General features: G+C 71.4%; 15 protein-coding genes. 7 read left to right on the forward strand and 8 right to left on the reverse strand.

Annotation, left to right across the window (positions count from 1 at the left end):
* Nucleotides 1-482: 482 nt before the first annotated feature.
* Nucleotides 483-2,600 (reverse strand): NFACT family protein, encoded by a 2,118-nt coding sequence (locus H8F25_RS17670; protein WP_370525881.1) that lies wholly within the window; start codon nucleotides 2,598-2,600, stop codon nucleotides 483-485.
* Nucleotides 2,601-2,971: 371 nt separating this feature from the next.
* Between H8F25_RS17670 and gmk the strand changes: the two genes are divergently transcribed.
* A complete protein-coding gene (gmk, locus tag H8F25_RS07980) occupies nucleotides 2,972-3,547 on the forward strand; it encodes a guanylate kinase (RefSeq protein ID WP_197213026.1) in 576 nt (191 codons plus the stop codon).
* Nucleotides 3,548-3,688: 141 nt separating this feature from the next.
* On the opposite strand, the gene psaJ is transcribed toward gmk, so the two are convergent.
* Both psaJ and H8F25_RS07990 read right to left on the reverse strand, forming a co-directional pair.
* Nucleotides 3,689-3,805, reverse strand: coding sequence for a photosystem I reaction center subunit IX (gene psaJ / locus H8F25_RS07985; protein ID WP_011935127.1), 117 nt, complete (start codon nucleotides 3,803-3,805; stop codon nucleotides 3,689-3,691).
* A gap of 131 nt (nucleotides 3,806-3,936) precedes the next feature.
* On the reverse strand, nucleotides 3,937-4,416 hold the full coding sequence (locus H8F25_RS07990; RefSeq protein WP_197213027.1) for a Photosystem I reaction center subunit III: 480 nt from the start codon (nucleotides 4,414-4,416) through the stop codon (nucleotides 3,937-3,939).
* A gap of 77 nt (nucleotides 4,417-4,493) precedes the next feature.
* On the opposite strand from H8F25_RS07990, the gene tsaD reads away from it, so the two are divergent.
* Nucleotides 4,494-5,549, forward strand: coding sequence for a tRNA (adenosine(37)-N6)-threonylcarbamoyltransferase complex transferase subunit TsaD (gene tsaD, locus H8F25_RS07995; RefSeq protein ID WP_197213028.1), 1,056 nt, complete (start codon nucleotides 4,494-4,496; stop codon nucleotides 5,547-5,549).
* A 68-nt stretch (nucleotides 5,550-5,617) separates the two neighbouring features.
* A complete protein-coding gene (locus tag H8F25_RS08000; protein ID WP_231597266.1) occupies nucleotides 5,618-5,830 on the forward strand; it encodes a high light inducible protein in 213 nt (70 codons plus the stop codon).
* Between the two features lie 19 nt (nucleotides 5,831-5,849).
* Here H8F25_RS08000 and H8F25_RS08005 read toward each other — a convergent pair whose 3' ends face one another.
* A complete protein-coding gene (locus H8F25_RS08005; protein WP_231597267.1) occupies nucleotides 5,850-7,064 on the reverse strand; it encodes a type IV pilus twitching motility protein PilT in 1,215 nt (404 codons plus the stop codon).
* A 152-nt stretch (nucleotides 7,065-7,216) separates the two neighbouring features.
* On the opposite strand from H8F25_RS08005, the gene wecB reads away from it, so the two are divergent.
* Nucleotides 7,217-8,335, forward strand: coding sequence for a non-hydrolyzing UDP-N-acetylglucosamine 2-epimerase (wecB, locus tag H8F25_RS08010; protein ID WP_304623268.1), 1,119 nt, complete (start codon nucleotides 7,217-7,219; stop codon nucleotides 8,333-8,335).
* Between the two features lie 143 nt (nucleotides 8,336-8,478).
* Here wecB and H8F25_RS08015 read toward each other — a convergent pair whose 3' ends face one another.
* The gene (locus tag H8F25_RS08015; protein WP_231597268.1) at nucleotides 8,479-9,609 is read right to left on the reverse strand and encodes an efflux RND transporter periplasmic adaptor subunit; all 1,131 of its coding nucleotides are present in this window, start codon (nucleotides 9,607-9,609) and stop codon (nucleotides 8,479-8,481) included.
* 161 nt (nucleotides 9,610-9,770) lie between these two features.
* Here H8F25_RS08015 and ychF point away from each other — a divergent pair, with 161 nt between their 5' ends.
* On the forward strand, nucleotides 9,771-10,862 hold the full coding sequence (gene ychF, locus H8F25_RS08020) for a redox-regulated ATPase YchF (RefSeq protein ID WP_197213031.1): 1,092 nt from the start codon (nucleotides 9,771-9,773) through the stop codon (nucleotides 10,860-10,862).
* Between the two features lie 83 nt (nucleotides 10,863-10,945).
* On the opposite strand, the gene H8F25_RS08025 is transcribed toward ychF, so the two are convergent.
* Both H8F25_RS08025 and H8F25_RS08030 read right to left on the reverse strand, forming a co-directional pair.
* Complete coding sequence (locus H8F25_RS08025) at nucleotides 10,946-11,254, reverse strand: hypothetical protein (RefSeq protein ID WP_197213033.1); 309 nt, start codon at nucleotides 11,252-11,254, stop codon at nucleotides 10,946-10,948.
* A gap of 110 nt (nucleotides 11,255-11,364) precedes the next feature.
* On the reverse strand, nucleotides 11,365-11,712 hold the full coding sequence (locus H8F25_RS08030) for a hypothetical protein (protein ID WP_197213035.1): 348 nt from the start codon (nucleotides 11,710-11,712) through the stop codon (nucleotides 11,365-11,367).
* Between the two features lie 194 nt (nucleotides 11,713-11,906).
* On the opposite strand from H8F25_RS08030, the gene H8F25_RS08035 reads away from it, so the two are divergent.
* Nucleotides 11,907-12,137, forward strand: coding sequence for a hypothetical protein (locus tag H8F25_RS08035; protein ID WP_197213036.1), 231 nt, complete (start codon nucleotides 11,907-11,909; stop codon nucleotides 12,135-12,137).
* 67 nt (nucleotides 12,138-12,204) lie between these two features.
* Here the strand turns inward: H8F25_RS08035 and H8F25_RS08040 are convergent, their stop codons facing one another.
* Entirely contained in the window at nucleotides 12,205-13,593 is a 1,389-nt protein-coding gene (locus H8F25_RS08040; RefSeq protein WP_197213038.1) for an MFS transporter, read from the reverse strand.
* Between H8F25_RS08040 and H8F25_RS08045 the strand changes: the two genes are divergently transcribed.
* The gene (locus H8F25_RS08045; RefSeq protein ID WP_231597269.1) at nucleotides 13,581-15,401 is read left to right on the forward strand and encodes an alpha/beta fold hydrolase; all 1,821 of its coding nucleotides are present in this window, start codon (nucleotides 13,581-13,583) and stop codon (nucleotides 15,399-15,401) included. The two genes, H8F25_RS08040 and H8F25_RS08045, sit on opposite strands and share 13 nt — an antisense overlap.
* Nucleotides 15,402-15,452 lie beyond the last annotated feature (51 nt).

Here is a 15,452-nt window from a genome sequence, read left to right on the forward strand (position 1 = left end):
CCGCCGCCGCCATCCCCTGTTCCCTCGCCCTGCGCCGGTGAGGTCTCGTGCCGGAGGCTGTGGTCGGCAGCGGGGCCGGGTTCGGTCGGGGGCTCGGCGGCGGCGGGCGCTTCGGCGTCCGCAACGACCGTGGATGAGCCCTCACCCGCAGCGTCCACGGCGGCACCGTCGGCCAGCTCCGTTGCGCTCATCGAGGCGGTCGGCTCTGAGCCGGCGCTGGCCGCATCGGCCAGCACAACGGCGTCCGCCGTGTGCTCGGACATGGGCGTGGCCGCGACTGCAGCGGCATCCCCCGGACCCGCGACAGCCAGAGGACCGGCAGCCTCGCCGTGGAGGCCGGCCGCGGGCGCTGTCCGCTCAGGGGAGGACGCGGCGGCGGCATCGAGATGCCGGCTGCCGCTGGCTTCGCTCTCCAGAGTGCTGGGGTCCACGGCTGCTCCCGGTGGGGCTCGATGCTCCTGCGGAGCGGCTGAAGGTCGAGGTTAGGAGGCGCCCGCGGCGGACGGCCCCGTTGGCGCCTCTCCCTGCAGGGAGGTGGCCTTCGGTTCGGCTCGCGGCGTCTCGCTCCCGGGCTCGGCCGGCCGGTCCGCCACCTGCAGCAGTGCCTGCGCCCGCTCCGGTTCGCCCCACAGCACCTCACCACCGCGATGGCGCACGGTGCCGGGCTCGGCGCCGGGGATGCGCTGCAGCGTCTCGGCCGCCACCATCAGCACCGGCACCCGACGGTTGCCACGGCCGCGGCTGAAGTGGGCCGCCAGATCGGCCGCGGCCTGCAGATCAGCCTCGCCGGGCGGTGCTTCCGAACCCTTGAGCACCACATGGCTGCCGGGCAGCTCCTGGGCGTGGAACCAGAGATCGCCGCGGCGGGCCTGGCGCAGGCTGATCCACTCGTTCTGGCGGTGGTTGCGGCCCACCTGCAGCCTCAGGCCACCGGAGCTGCGCAGCTCCAGGGGCTGGGGCTCGCCCTGCCCCCCCTGCCGTCGCCGCCCCCGGCTGCGGCCGCCCGCAGGCTCGCCGGCCCCCCGGGGCCGCAGCCGCTCCAGCTGCTCCAGCAGCTCCTCCTCCAGGGGCGCCAGCTCGGCATCCCGATCGAGCTGGTCCAGGAAGGTGAGGCTGGTCTCCAGCCCCTCCAGGTGCTGGCGGTGCAGAGCGATCCTGGGGGTGATCGCCGCCACGGAGCGCCGCAGCTTGCGGGCCCGGCGGTACAGGCCCTGAGCCTCGTCGATCGTCTCGCGCGTGGGCTCGGGCAGGCAGAGCAGGCCGTCGGCGCGCCGCTGCAGCTCCTCGGCAGCGGGCACAGCGTCCAGCAGAGCCTGCTGCTGCGCCAGCAGCTCCAGCTCCCGGGCCATGGCGTTGCGCAGCCGGGTCTCCAGGGTCTGGCGGCGCTGGCGCCAGGTCCGCTCCGCCAGCCGCGCGCCGTAGTACTCGGCCAGGCCCCGGTTGATCGGCAGGGAGGCGTCAGCCGCCGCACTCCTCACCGCCGACGCCGAACGACCGCGGCCGGATCCGTCCCGCTCGACCGCAGCGGGAACCGTGGCTTCGCCCGCCGCAGAGGCGAAAGCGCCGCCGGAGCCGATCACCCCCACAGCAGGCGCCGCACCGGCGACGACAGCCGATGGCTGCGCATTCGAGCCGCAGGATGCGCCGTCTGGCGGCTCGCCGCGGAACCCTGCGTCACGGCATCGTTCCTGGCCGAACAGCCCGGGAGGCGCCGATGCCCCGGCGAGCGATTCGGGCCTCGGGCCCGGCAGCCAGCAGCGGAAGCTGCGGCAGGGCCCCCACTGCAGCTCAAAGCACGACCGCTCCAGGCTGTCCAGCCATTGCCGCCAGCGCTGCCAGAGGGCCTGCCACTGGCTGTCGGAGAGCGCATGCACCGGCAGGGCGGCCCAGGAGGGATCCGCCAGGAGCTGGCGCACGAGGGCCGGGCTGGTGCCCTGATAGGCCCCCAGCAGGGCCTTGCCCAGGGGCAGGGGCAGCAGGCTGAGCCGCTGGCGCCAGGACTCGAAGCTCTCCTGCGGCCGCGGCGGCTCTCCCGCCTGGGAGGGAGGCGGCTGATAGGGGTCGCCGGTGCCGATCGGCCGCAGCCGCGACTGGCGGTCACGCACCTGACGGGCCAGGGCGATCACGCGCCGCTCGCCGTCGAGCAGGAACAGGTTGCTGTGGCGGCCCATCAGCTCCAGCAGCAGGGAGCGCTCGACGGGCTCGCCGGGCCTGGGCGCGAAGCGCAGCTCCACCACCCGCTCCCAGGCGGGCTGATGCAGCGCCACCAGCGCCAGGCCGCGCAGGCCGTGCTGCAGCTGCTGGGCCAGGGTGCTGCCGTCTCCCTGGCGCGGCGGCGGTGGAATCGCCAGCAGCCGCGGTGCCTCCGCCAGCCAGCTCAGCTCCAGCCACTGGGTGCCCTGCAGGCCACGCAGACCCAGCTGCAGGGTGTGGGCATCGCTCTGCTGCGCCTTCTCGAAGCGGCTGGGCACCACGACGGGCTCCAGCTCGGCAAGCACCGCCCGCAGGCTGGTGTAGTCGAGCGGCTGCAGGGTCGGCGTGCCGGAAGGCGTCGCCGACGGCGAGGCAGGGATCGCAGCGGTGGGGACCGGGTTGTGCATGGCCTTCGGTTCCGCGCCGGCGTCGCTGTCGAGACCGTCCAGGGTTCGGCCGGCGATCACTCGCCTGAATCTGTCAGGTCGGCCCCGGAGGGTCCTGCAGGCCTGCCGGCAGGCCCATGCCCCGGCCGCCTGAAGGGGCGGATGGAGGCTGCACCCTCAGACGGCCGATCCGAGGCCGATCGGGGACCATGGCGCCACGCGAACAGGCCGGCCAAACGCTTCGGCAGCCTGCGTGATCGATCGCAGCCGGCTGCAGTGACCGGGCTCCGAGCCCCAGCGGCGGCCCACGATCGAGCCATCCAGGCCGCAGGGCCTGCCCCCGCTGGCTCCTGCCTACTGTGCAGCCGCAGCCTCGAGGTCCCTGCCCCACCATGACCAGCGCAACGCCTCCCGCCGGCGGCCGGCTGACGGTGCTCACCGGACCGAGCGGCGTCGGCAAGGGCACCCTGGTGAAGCTGCTGCTGGAGCGCCACCCCGAGATCTGGCTGTCGGTGTCGGCCACCACCCGCACGCCCCGCCAGGGGGAGGAGGAGGGTCGCAGCTACTTCTTCCTGTCGCGCCAGGCCTTCGAGCAGCGTGCGGCGGAAGGGGGCCTGCTGGAGTGGGCCGAGTTCGCCGGCAACCTCTACGGCACCCCGCGCCAGCCGGTGGAGGAGCACCTCGCCGGGGGCCGGCCGGTGCTGCTGGAGATCGAGCTGGAGGGGGCGCGCCAGGTGCGCCGCAGCTTTCCAGCCGGCTTTCAGGTGTTCCTGGAGCCGCCGTCGTTCGAGGAGCTGGAGCGCCGCATCCGCGGCCGCGGCACCGACAGCGAGGAGGCGATCAGCAGACGGCTGGAGCGGGCCCGGGTCGAACTGGACGCCGCGCCGGAATTCGATGCCCGTCTCGTCAACGGCGACCTGGAGACCGCCCTGGCCGAGCTGGAACGGTTGATGGGCCTGAACGGCTGATCAGCCAGGGAGCGAGGCCGTTCACGACACCACGGCAAGCAGCCTTCCCTGGTCCTGGGCCCATCGATCCAGAACGGAACAACCGCCAACAAAAAAGGCGGCCCTTCGGCCGCCTGAAAACCCGACAATCGAGACTGCGATTCAGAGGGGGTGAAACAGCAGATCGGGGAAGAACCGGTTGAACTCGATCATGATGCCGGCGGTCACGGTGAACCAGATCGCGGCGAACACGGGAGCAGTGGTCAGAAACTTCTTCATGGCCAGAGGCAGTGACGAGGTGAGCTTGGAGAAGGATGTTCGCTTCCTGGAATGAGCGGAGGCGGCTCTACCGAATGAACCGGGATTGTTCCGGCCGAATCAACAAGCCGGAACAACCCTGTTGCGTTCGATCAGCGAGGGGACACGGTGATCTTGGTATCGGCCTCGGTGAGCTTGCCGGTGGTCAGCTCCTTGAAGGCAGCAAGGGGCCAGGTGGCGGAAGCGATCGTGGCCTTGAGGGCCAGGGGCACGTCAATCTGGATCTCGTGCATGGTGGCGTCCTTGCGCTTGGCCACCTCCTGGAGATAGCCGCGGCCGGCCCAGCCGATGCAGCCGGCGATGTAGAGGAAGGCGATGCCGGGGATGATGAAGTCACCGGCGTGGCTCCAGCGACCGTCGACGATCAGGTGGGGCAGCCCGTCGGTGCCGCAAAGGGCCTGGCTGTACATCTCGAAGCGGGCCTTGGCCTGCGGGGTGGAGGCCGTGGCGGCCCGCTGCTGGAAGCGGGCGTTTTCAGCGCAGGGGGTCAGGCCGCCGATGTCGGCGTGCGCCGTCGAGGCGAAGCCGAACAGCAGGAAGGCGGACAGAAGAACGGCGAAGAGACGGCGCATGGAGAGGGGGCCGGTATGGAGGTCTGCCGTAGCGGCAGGATGTCACCAGCGGACAGTAGGGGAGGCGTTTCAGGCTCATGTCCACCGTTCTTGCCCTCGAAACAAGTTGTGACGAGTCCGCCGCCGCGATCGTGCGTGACGGGCGTGTGCTCGCGAGCGCCATCGCCTCCCAGATGGAGGAGCACGCCCGCTGGGGCGGCGTGGTGCCGGAGATCGCCTCGCGCCGCCATGTGGAGGCCCTGCCCGGGCTGATCGCCCAGGTGCTGGCAGGCAGCGGTGTGGCGATGAGCGATCTCGACGCGGTGGCGGCCACGGTGGCGCCGGGCCTGGTGGGAGCGCTGCTGGTGGCCTCGGTGACGGCCCGCGCGCTTGCACGACGCCACGACCTGCCCTTCCTCGGCATCCACCACCTCGAAGGCCACCTCTGCTCCGCCGCCCTGGGGGACGAGCCACCACCGCACCCGCACCTGGTGCTGCTCGTGAGCGGGGGGCACACCGAGCTGGTGCGGGTGGATGCCCCCGGCGTCTACCGGCGCCTGGGCCGCAGCCACGACGACGCGGCCGGGGAGTGCTTCGACAAGGTGGCGCGGCTGCTGGGGCTGGGCTATCCCGGCGGCCCGGCGATCCAGGCCGCCGCCGAGGGGGGCGATCCGCAGCGCTTCCAGCTGCCCAAGGGCCGGGTATCGCGGCCGGAGGGTGGCTTCCACCCCTACGACTTCAGCTTCAGCGGTCTCAAGACGGCGATGCTGCGCCAGGTGCAGGCGCTGCGGGCCGAGGCCGCACCCTTCCCTCTGGCCGATCTGGCCGCCAGCTTCGAGCAGGTGGTGGCGGAGGTGCTGGTGGAACGCAGCTGCCGTTGCGCCCGGGATGAAGCGATCGACACGCTGGTGCTGGTGGGTGGCGTGGCCGCCAACCGCCGGCTGCGGCGGCTGCTCGAGCGCCACTGCCAGGCCGGCGGCCTGCAGTGGCGGCTGGCGCCGCTGGCCTGGTGCACCGACAACGCCGCGATGATCGCCGTGGCAGCGGAGCGGCGGCTGCAGGCAGGGTGCCGCAGCCCCCTGGACCTGGGGGTGGCGGCCCGGCTGCCGCTCGAGCAGGCCGACCGTCTCTACGAGGCCCGGGCCTGCTTCTGATTGCCATTAGGGTGTCAGCCACGGCCCGCCCGGCTGTCCCACGCATCCCATCCTGCTCCCCGAGGACCATGACTGAGGCGAACCAGACCGGGGTCAACGGCTCGGCGGCCGGCGCACCTGAACCGGTGGTGGAGCCGGTATCCCAGGAGGAGCTCAACGCCTGGCGGCGGGGCTTCACACCCCAGGCCGAGATCTGGAACGGCCGACTGGCCATGCTCGGCCTGTCGGTGGGCCTGGGGGTGCTGCTGCTGGTGCGTCTGGCCGCCGGCGGCCACAGCTGAGCGGCGCAGCCACAGGCCTCTACACCCGGCCGCGCAGGGCCTGGGCCAGTTCGCCCGGTTTGGCGCTCTGAGCCAGGGCATCCTCGGCCTCGACCCGCCCCGCCAGCACCAGGGCCGCGAGCGCCTGGTTGCTGGTCTGCATGCCGTCGAAACTGCTGCGCCGCATGATCTCCTCGATCTCGTCGAGGGCGCCGCGCTGGATGTAGTCGCGGCAGGCATCGGTGTTGACGAACAGATCGTGGTAGCCGCAGCGCTTGCCGTCGGTGGTCCTGATCAGCCCCTGGGAGACGACCGCCAGCAGGGTTTCGGAGACGGCGCGACGGATCTGCTCCTGCTCCTCAGGCTTGTACATGCCGAGGATGCGCTCCACCGTGCGCACGGCCGAGTTGGTGTGCAGGGTTCCGAAGACGAGGTGTCCGGTCTGGGAGGCCTCCATGGCGGTGCTGAGAGTTTCCTGGTCGCGGATCTCACCGATCAGGATCACATCGGGATCCTCCCGCAGGGCGGCGCGCAGGGCATTGGCGAACAGCCGCGTGTGCTGATGCACCTCCCGTTGACGGATCAGGGACTGCTGGCTCTGATGCACGAATTCGATCGGATCCTCGATTGTGAGGATGTGACGCTTCATCGTGCGATTGATGTAATCGATCATCGCCGCCAGCGTCGTGCTCTTGCCCGATCCCGTCGGTCCGGTGACGAGGATCATGCCCTTGGGTCGCTCGGCCAGCTCGGCCAGCACCGGCGGCAGCGCCAGCTGCTCCATCGTCAGGATCTTCTGGGGGATCAGCCGCAGCACCATCGCCGGACCGCGCAGCGTGTCGAGCAGGTTGATGCGCACCCGCACGAAGCCGAAGTCGAAAGCGCCGTCGTATTCCTTCTCGCGCAGGAAGCTGTCGATCTCGGCGGGGCTGAGCATCTCGCGCACCCAGTCGCGGAAGCGGATCGTGTCAGTGACGGACCAGTCGGTGCGATGCATCTCGCCCCGATCGCGGAAGCGTGGCTGCTCACCGACCCCGATATGGATGTCGGAGTACTTGTTGTCGTGGGCGATCGCCACGATCTCCTTCAAGGTGGCAGGCCCGACATGAGCGGTGGCTGCAGCGGGTGCAGCGCTGGCCGCCGGGGGCGGGGGCGGGCTCCCGTGCCCCTGGGGCGGGGGCGGCGGCGGCACGACAGCGGCAGGTCCGAAGGGCAGTTCCGCCATGGGACCGGGGATCAGGGCAGTGGTGCCCATGCTGACACCGCCTCCCGGGAATGGGAGCGGCGCGGCGGGGCCGCCTGCCTAGGATCCGCCCGGTCCGTGTCGCGGCCTTGACCTCACTTTCCGGCGCTGTGCCCTCGCCCTCTGAAACCCGCACGGGCCGGGACACGCCAGCGATCCCTCTGGTGACGATCGTGCTGGGCACCCGACCGGAGGCGATCAAGCTGGCGCCGGTGATCCGCGCCTTCCAGGCCGCCCCCGACTTCCGCACCCGCGTGGTGCTCACCGGCCAGCACCGCGAGATGGTGAGTCAGGTGATGGAGCTGTTCGGCCTGAGCGCCGATCACGACCTGGCCCTGATGGCGCCGAAGCAGACGCTCACCCACATCACCTGCGCCGCCCTGCAGGGCCTCAAGGAGGAGTTCGCCGCCCACCGGCCCGACCTGGTGCTGGTGCAGGGCGACACCACCACCGCCTTCGCCTCGGCTCTGGCCGCCTTCTACGAGCAGATCCCGGTGGGACACGTGGAGGCGGGCCTGCGCACCGACAACCTGTTCGATCCTTTCCCGGAGGAGGCCAACCGCCGCCTGATCTCGCAGCTGGCCCAGTTGCACTTCGCCCCCACCGAGGTGTCGGCGGCCAACTGCCGCGCCTCCGGCGTGATCGGCGAGGTGCTCACCACCGGCAACACGGTGATCGACGCCCTGCTGCTGATGGCCGAGCAGGCGCCGACCTACGAACAGCCCGGCCTCGACTGGCAGAGCCAGCGGGTGATCCTGGCCACGGTGCACCGCCGCGAGAACTGGGGCGACCGCCTCGCCGACATCGGCAGGGGCGTCCTGGAGCTGCTGGAGCGCTTCCCCGACACCGCCCTGCTGCTGCCGCTGCATCGCAACCCCATCGTGCGCGAGCCGCTGCAGGCGATGCTCGGCAGCCATCCGCGCGCCTTCCTGACCGAACCGCTCGACTACGACCAGCTGGTGGCGGCGATGCGCGGCTGCACCCTGGTGCTCACCGATTCCGGCGGCCTGCAGGAGGAGGCGCCGGCCCTCGGCAAACCGGTGCTGGTGCTGCGCCGCACCACCGAACGGCCGGAGGCGGTCAGCGCCGGCACCGCCAGGCTGATCGGCACCGACAGCGCCGACATCGTCGCCGAGGCGAGCCGGCTGCTCAGCGATGCGGCGGCCTACGAGGCGATGGCCCGGGCCCACAACCCCTTCGGCGATGGCAGGGCTTCGGGGCGGATCGTGACCGCGGCTCGCCGGTTCCTGGGCCTCACCGTTGCAGAAGCCGTCAACGCCTGAGCAGCGCCTGAACGTGCTGCGCCTCTGCGCAAGGAACAGGCCCTGACCGACGCGGCCCGTCCCGGCTCTGGCGCGGGCAAAAAGAACGGATCGGCGCTGGGTGATGACACGACACCACCCGCACCCCGTGCGCCCATCAGGAGCTAGCTCTTGCGCTTCTTCGCCCAGGGGGGCTGGTCGATGAAGATGCGGGTATCCGGGTCGAGCCCCTTGAGAATCTGGGTGTCGCGACCGCTGCTGGCCCCCAGTTCCACCGGCCGGAACTCGGGCTGCTGGTCGCGCCCCACCACGAGCACCCCCGGACGCCCCTCTTCGGTGACGATCGCCACGGTGGGGATCACGGTGCGGGCCTGCAGCTGACCGGTGCTGAAGTCGATGTCGGCAGTCATGCCGATGCGCAGCTCCGGTGCCGGCTCCTGCAGGGCCAGCTTCACCTCGAAGGAGGTGACGTTGTTGGTCTTCACCGCCCGTGGGGCGATCTGACGCACCGTGGCGGCATAGCGCCGGTCCGGGAAGGCATCGACGCGCACCGTCGCCGGCATTCCCACCCGCAGGCGGCCGATGTCGCTCTCGGGCACCTTGGCGACCACCTCAAGGCCCCTGGCCACCTCGACGATCGAGGAGCTGGTGGCGCCGAGGCTGGTGGAGGCGGAGGTGGTGGGAGTCACGAAGGCGCCTGGATCGGCATAGCGCTGACTGATCACCCCATCGAAGGGGGCACGCACCACCAGCTCCTCCCGCTCGACGCGCCGCTGGGAGAGCCGCTCGGCGGCCGCCCGGGCCGCCATGCGCTTCACCTGGTAGTCGGCCCGGAAGCGGTTGATGTCACTGCGGCTGATCGCCCCCTGGCGGAACAGGGGTTCGTTGAAGCTGAGCTCGCTGCGGCTGCGCTGCAGCTCGGCCTCGGCGGAGCGCAGGTTGGCCTCCAGCTCCTGGAAGCGGTCGAGCAGGTCACTGCTGTCCATCACCGCCAGGGCCTGACCGGCCTTCACCGGCATTCCCTCATCGACGTAGATGTCCTTGAGCACCCCCTGGCGCTTGGGGCTGACATTGACGCGCACCATGGCGTCGAGTTCACCGGTGGCCGAGACCACCCCGGGCAGCACCCCGGACCGGGCCACCACGGTGAAGGGAGTGACATCGCGGCGGACGGCACTGCGCTGACGCTGCCACAGGCCGAGGCCGCTCACCAGGACGGCGGCCACGAGCAGACCGATCCAGAGGGGGCGGCGCGAACGACCGCGGATCGGCGGGGAGCCGGGCAGTGGCGTCAACGGCCTGGGTTCAGGGGAAGGGGACACAGCCGGCTCGGCCGTGTCGGCGGGTCTGGGCCGCAGGGGGGACAGAGCGGAAATGGCTGACCTCAGTGCTGTTACAAATTGTCGCCGGTCCGGCGCCCGGTTGGGCCGGATCGGGGGCCCCCTAGATTCCGGCCATGCTCAAAGCCGGAATCGTCGGCCTGCCCAACGTCGGCAAGTCGACCCTGTTCAACGCCCTGGTGGCCAACGCCCAGGCCCAGGCCGCCAACTTCCCCTTCTGCACGATCGAGCCCAACACCGGCGTGGTGGCGGTGCCCGACCCGCGCCTGGAACGGCTCTCGGCCCTGTCGGGGTCAAAGGAGATCATCCCCACCCGCGTCGAGTTCGTCGACATCGCCGGCCTGGTCAAGGGGGCCAGTCAGGGTGAGGGCCTGGGCAACAAGTTCCTCGCCAACATCCGCGAGGTGGATGCCATCGTGCATGTGGTGCGCTGCTTCGAGGACGACGACGTCATCCACGTGTCGGGCTCGGTCGATCCGGTGCGCGACGCCGAGGTGATCAACCTGGAGCTGTCCCTGGCCGATCTCGCCCAGGTGGAGAAGCGGCGCGAACGCCTCAGGAAGCAGGTGCGCACCAGCAAGGAGGCCCAGGCCGAGGACAGTGCCCTCGAGCGCATCCAGGCCGTGCTCGAGCAGGGCGGTGCCGCTCGCAGCGTCGAGCTCACCGACGAGGAGGCCGCCTTCGTCAGGCCCCTGGGGCTGCTCACCGCCAAGCCGATCATCTACGCCACCAACGTCAGCGAGGATGACCTGGCCTCCGGCAATGCCTTCTGCGAGGCCGTGGTCGCCCTGGCGGAACGGGAGGGAGCGGAGACGGTCCGCATCTCGGCCCAGGTGGAGGCCGAGCTGATCGAACTGCCCGAGGAGGAGCGCGCCGAATTCCTCGCTGGTCTGGGCGTTGAGGAGGGCGGCCTGCAGAGCCTGATCCGCGCCACCTACAGCCTGCTCGGCCTGCGCACCTATTTCACCACCGGCGAGAAGGAGACGCGCGCCTGGACGATCCGCGCCGGCATGACCGCCCCCCAGGCTGCCGGCGTGATTCACACCGACTTCGAGCGCGGCTTCATCCGCGCCCAGACGATCGGCCAGGAGCAGTTGCTGGAAGCCGGCTCCCTGGCGGAAGCCCGCAACCGCGGCTGGCTGCGCAGCGAGGGCAAGGAGTACGTCGTGCAGGAAGGCGACGTGATGGAGTTCCTGTTCAACGTCTGAACGGTTGCACCCGGATGGCCGCTGACGGCCTCAGGTCCGGCCCGGCGGCAGGATTCCCCGCCTCGCCGGACTCCGGGGCCCACTCAGCGGCAGTACACGGAGGTTTCTTCGAGAGCGCTGGCCTGGCGAGCGGGATCCGGCGCCCCCAGCCTCACCTTCGCCACGTTCGCCTCCAGCGCCAGGAGAGCGGTGTAGCAGCGCAGCTGATTGCTCTTGTCGGCCCGCTGCTTGAGCTCGGCGGAGAGATCCCAGAGGCCATCGCAAAGAGCCGCCGAGGGGCTCTCAAAACAGCGGCGGGCCGCCTGCTGCAGTCCGGTGAACGAACCGGCGAAGGCGGGAGTCGCCAGACCGAGCAGACCGGCGAGGACTGCGGCACGCGCGGCACGGACCATGGCGGCAGAGCGGCAGGAGGGACTGGAATCACACCAGCCTGGCGCAACGTCGGGCCGGCCGCACCCCGTCAGGCGGACCGACCGGCCAGGGTCGGTCAGGTCCGGCGGATTCAGGGCTTCCGGGAGAGCGAGATCAGTCGGTCGGCCTCCGCCACCCGGGCCTGCTTGCTGCGGGCGTCATAGAGGCAGAGCTCCAGACCCCGGCGACCGGCCATGTGGGGCTGCGGGTAGGTGCCCTCCAGCAGGAGTGCGCTCGTCAGCGCATCGCTGCCACCCGGCAGGTCAACCCGCTCGCCGACGGGCTTCGGGTTGCGCAGGCCGCTGGCGGCGAGACAGGCCTTCACCACCTGCTGGCCATAGGCAGACCACGCCTGAGGGCTGGAAGCGCTGGCCGGCAGAGCCGCAACCGCCAGGGACAGGCCCAGCAGAGAGGCGGACAGACGGAGAAAGCGGGCCATCAGGGTGCGGACCAGGCAAGACGGCCCTGACGCTAAGGCGATGGGTCACGGTCAACAGGAGCGGACAGGAGAACCAGGGACGCTCCGCGACGGCAGCGGGGGATGGGCCCCGCCCGCCCTGCCGGGTCGCCCAGCGCCGTTGTTCAGAGAAGGGCTGACAGGGGAGACAATGGCTCCATTCCGCCGCCTGGGCCATGACGTCTGACGAGTCCCGTCCCTCCGCCGGCACGCCCGCCGATCCCGCCGACGCCGGGGCGCATCACAACTTCGACATCCAGAAGGAGGAGCATCGCCGCATCCGCAACGACCCCGACTACGACGACTGGGAGTACGGCACCGAACCTCTGCCCCATGAGGCCTGGCTGACCGCGCAGCGGGCCAGCGGCCGCAAAGCCGCAGCGAGTGGGGAGAACGCCTCCGCCTGAAGCGCGACCTCCCCTGGCCGTGGGGGCAGCGATCGAGCGTCGCCCCCGCCAACCAACGCCATGGGCCTCAGTCCGATGAGGCATCACCTGGAGCACCAGACGCATCACCTCCCGGATCCGACACCTCAGGCGCCGCTCCCCGCTCCCCGGCAGCGGAACCCAGCGGGAAGCGGTACAGAATCTTCCGCTCGCCGCCGGTCCCCCCGCGGCCGGTGAGCACCTGCAGCAGATTGCGGCGCTGGAAGCGCTCCAGCCGCGCCACCAGCGGCAGACCCAGCAGCGACAACGCCGCCATGCCCAGCCACAGCCCGACACCGTGGCCCTGGCTGTCGAGCAGGCGACCGGCCACCAGGGGAGCGCTGAAGGCACTGATCGCGAAGCACTGGGAGAACAGAGCCATCGCCAGGCCCTGACGGTGCAGCGGGCTGAGCTCCACCACCGCCTCGGTGGCGGTGGGCAGGAAGGCCGCCGCCCCCAGGGCCACCGGCACCTGCGCCAGCAGGAGCACGGGCAGGCCATGGGGGGTGAGCGCTGAGAGGGCCAGCAGGCCGCCACCCACCGCAAAGCAGATCAGGCTGAGCGTCAGCCCCGTTCCCACAGGCCGCTTCGCCAGAGCCTGCCCCACCGGCCACTGAAGCAACAGCAGCAGCCCGAGCTGCAGCCCCACCGTGAGGGCCCCGAGCGCCTCCGGCAGCGGCGGACGCTGCAGACCGCCCCGCACCAGATCGAGCGGTAGCGCTCCCTGCATCAGAGCCGGGATGGCGGTGGCGATCACCGTCACCGCGAGCAGGGGCAGCAGCGGTGGCAGCCACCGGCCTGGAGGCAGCCCGGCGGCGGCGGCGGAATGGGTCCTGCTGGGGCTGGCGGGCAGGGGCCGCAGCAGCACGAGGGCCAGCATCGTCAGCACGCAGGCGATGTCCACCAGATAGATGGCCCGCAGCCAGCCCAGGGCCGCCAGAAGGGCACCGATCAGGGCACCGGTGACCACGCCGAAGGCGTCGGCGCTGCGCACCAGCGCGAAGCCGCGTGCGGAGGGAAGCGCCCCGCAGCAGAGCGGCACCGCCAGTTCGATCGCGGGCCAGTAGAGGCCCGCCGCCAGGCCCAGCAGCAGCTGGCCGGAGACATAGCCCCCGAAGCCTTCCGCGGACAACAGACTGCTGTCGCCCAGCAGGGCACAGACCGCCGCCAGCGCCACCGGCAGCGAGGCGCGGCGGCCGCGATCGAGCAGGAGGCCGCTGAACAGACGCCCACCGATCCCGGCCAGGGCGGCCAGGGCGAGGCCGTCGCCGACACTGCTGGCGCTGAATGCCTCCCGATGGAACACCATGGGCGTCAGGTACAGCACGCCGCCGGCGCCCACCATGGCGATCGTGCGGATCGAGGCCAGAGCGCGCAGCGGCGCGGGAAACTGGAACCACCAGGCCTTCATTCCGGCACCCGCCTTTGCCTGCGTCACGACCCAGCTTCCGTCATCGCCCATCCAGGCCCCTGCTGGGCGGGGCATGCCTGGGGCTCGGTCTGCTGAGCAGCGCGCTGCTGCTGCTGTGGACGGCCCGACCGGCCTCGGCAGCCGAACTGCTGGTGATCCAGCTGGAGGATCTCGAGATCCCGGTGCGGCTCGACCAGCTGGAGGCCTGGAGCCGCCGCGAGCCATCGCTGCCGCCCTGGGATGGCGCACGCGCTTCCGGAGAAACGCCACTGCCGGCCTCCGCGACAGGCCCTGGCCCAGCCCATTCCCTGGTCTCCGGCACCGACTCGCATGCCATCACGACTGCGGACCAGGGCCCGTCCGCAAGCGGCTTCCCGATCGCCGGCGATGCCCGCCTGACCGGCGAGAGCGGGACGCTCAACCCAGACACAGCGCAGACGGGGAGCGATCTGGAGGTGTGGCTGAACCTGCTGGAACCCCAGAGCCGGCGCGGCGTGGCGCGCCTGCTGCAGGCGCCCCTGCTCCGGGAGCAGAGCTTCGGAAGCCAGCTGCTGGACAGCTGGGCCGGCGGCCAGATGCTGGCTGAGGTCGGCGAGCTGCTGACAACCCCCGAGGGACGGAGCACCGCCCCGGAGCTGCAGAGCACCCTGCGTCGCCTGCTGCGCGAGCGTCGTGAGGTGACCACCCTCGCCCTGCTGCGCTCCCTGCCGGTCTCCCAGGTGCGGCTGCGCCTGGACAGCCTGCTCGACCTGGCGGAGCAGTGGCGACGGCAGATCAGACAGCAGAGCAACGCGCTGGCGGCCCTGCAGACCCTGGCGCTGCCGAAACGCAACGCCCGAGCGCTGCTGCCGGCCGAAACCCAGCTCAGTCCGCGGCGGGTGGAACTGACGGTGGCGCATCGGAGCGAACCCCTGCCGGTGGATCTCTGGCCGGGCCAGGGGCCGGAAGCCAGCCGTCTCCCCTGGCTGCTGGTGCTGCCGGGGCTCGGCGGCAATGCCGATCAGCTCGGCTGGTTCGCCGGTGCCCTGGCCCAGCGGGGCTGGTCGGTGGCGGTGCCCCAGCATCCCGGCAGCGACGGGCGCGCCCTGCGCGATGCCCTCGACGGACGCACGCCCCCGCCCGGGGCCGCGACCCTGGCAACCCGGCTGCGCGATGTCGCCGCGGTGCTGGCGGCCCGCAGGGATGGCCGGCTGCCCCTGAGCGGCGACGGAATGGTGCTGGTGGGGCACTCGCTCGGTGGGCTGACCGCCCTGCTGGCGGCCGGCGTCGAGCCGGAACCGGGGCTGGCCCGGCGCTGCAGCCAGGCGATCGAACGGCTGCCGATCGGCAATCCCTCCCGGCTGCTGCAGTGCGAACTCGTGACCACAGGGCTGCCACAGGCCCTGCCACGCCCGGCCGACCTTCGCGGCCTGGTGCTGTTCAACGGGTTCGGCAGTCTGCTCTGGCCCGATGGCGCCACCGCCTCCCTGCCGGTGCCGGTGCTGATGGTGGGCGGCAGCCTGGATCTGGTGACCCCGCCGCTGCAGGAACAGCTGCAGCTGTTCCTGCCCGCCGGCGATCCCCGCAGCCGGCTGGTGCTGGTGGAGGGGGGAAGCCACTTCTCACCGGTGCGCCTGGCGGAGCGCCAGGAGGCGGTGCTGCAACTCGGCCGCGAATGGGTGGGGGTGGATCCGGCGACGGTGCAGACCCTGCTTCTCGGGCTGGGCAGCGAATTTCTGCACAGCCTGAAGCTGCCGGTGCTTCTGCCGGCCCAGGTCCGACTGCAGCAGGGCGTGCGGGCCTATGTGCTCGATCCGGCGGCGGCGCGACGCTGGCGGAGGCGCCTGAAGTCCTGAGGTGTTCGACCAGGGCCCGTCGCCATCGTCCGTAGCCTGGATGGAGCTGAG

The organism is Synechococcus sp. CBW1004, from assembly GCF_015840715.1.
Lineage (GTDB): Bacteria > Cyanobacteriota > Cyanobacteriia > PCC-6307 > Cyanobiaceae > Cyanobium.

Coding starts and splice junctions, on each gene's coding strand:
- H8F25_RS17670 (WP_370525881.1), bottom strand. CDS start 2,600: ATGCACAACCCGGTCCCCACCGCTGCGATCCCTGCCTCGCCGTCGGCG.
- gmk (WP_197213026.1), top strand. CDS start 2,972: ATGACCAGCGCAACGCCTCCCGCCGGCGGCCGGCTGACGGTGCTCACC.
- psaJ (WP_011935127.1), bottom strand. CDS start 3,805: ATGAAGAAGTTTCTGACCACTGCTCCCGTGTTCGCCGCGATCTGGTTC.
- H8F25_RS07990 (WP_197213027.1), bottom strand. CDS start 4,416: ATGCGCCGTCTCTTCGCCGTTCTTCTGTCCGCCTTCCTGCTGTTCGGC.
- tsaD (WP_197213028.1), top strand. CDS start 4,494: ATGTCCACCGTTCTTGCCCTCGAAACAAGTTGTGACGAGTCCGCCGCC.
- H8F25_RS08000 (WP_231597266.1), top strand. CDS start 5,618: ATGACTGAGGCGAACCAGACCGGGGTCAACGGCTCGGCGGCCGGCGCA.
- H8F25_RS08005 (WP_231597267.1), bottom strand. CDS start 7,064: ATGGGCACCACTGCCCTGATCCCCGGTCCCATGGCGGAACTGCCCTTC.
- ychF (WP_197213031.1), top strand. CDS start 9,771: ATGCTCAAAGCCGGAATCGTCGGCCTGCCCAACGTCGGCAAGTCGACC.
- H8F25_RS08025 (WP_197213033.1), bottom strand. CDS start 11,254: ATGGTCCGTGCCGCGCGTGCCGCAGTCCTCGCCGGTCTGCTCGGTCTG.
- H8F25_RS08030 (WP_197213035.1), bottom strand. CDS start 11,712: ATGGCCCGCTTTCTCCGTCTGTCCGCCTCTCTGCTGGGCCTGTCCCTG.
- H8F25_RS08035 (WP_197213036.1), top strand. CDS start 11,907: ATGACGTCTGACGAGTCCCGTCCCTCCGCCGGCACGCCCGCCGATCCC.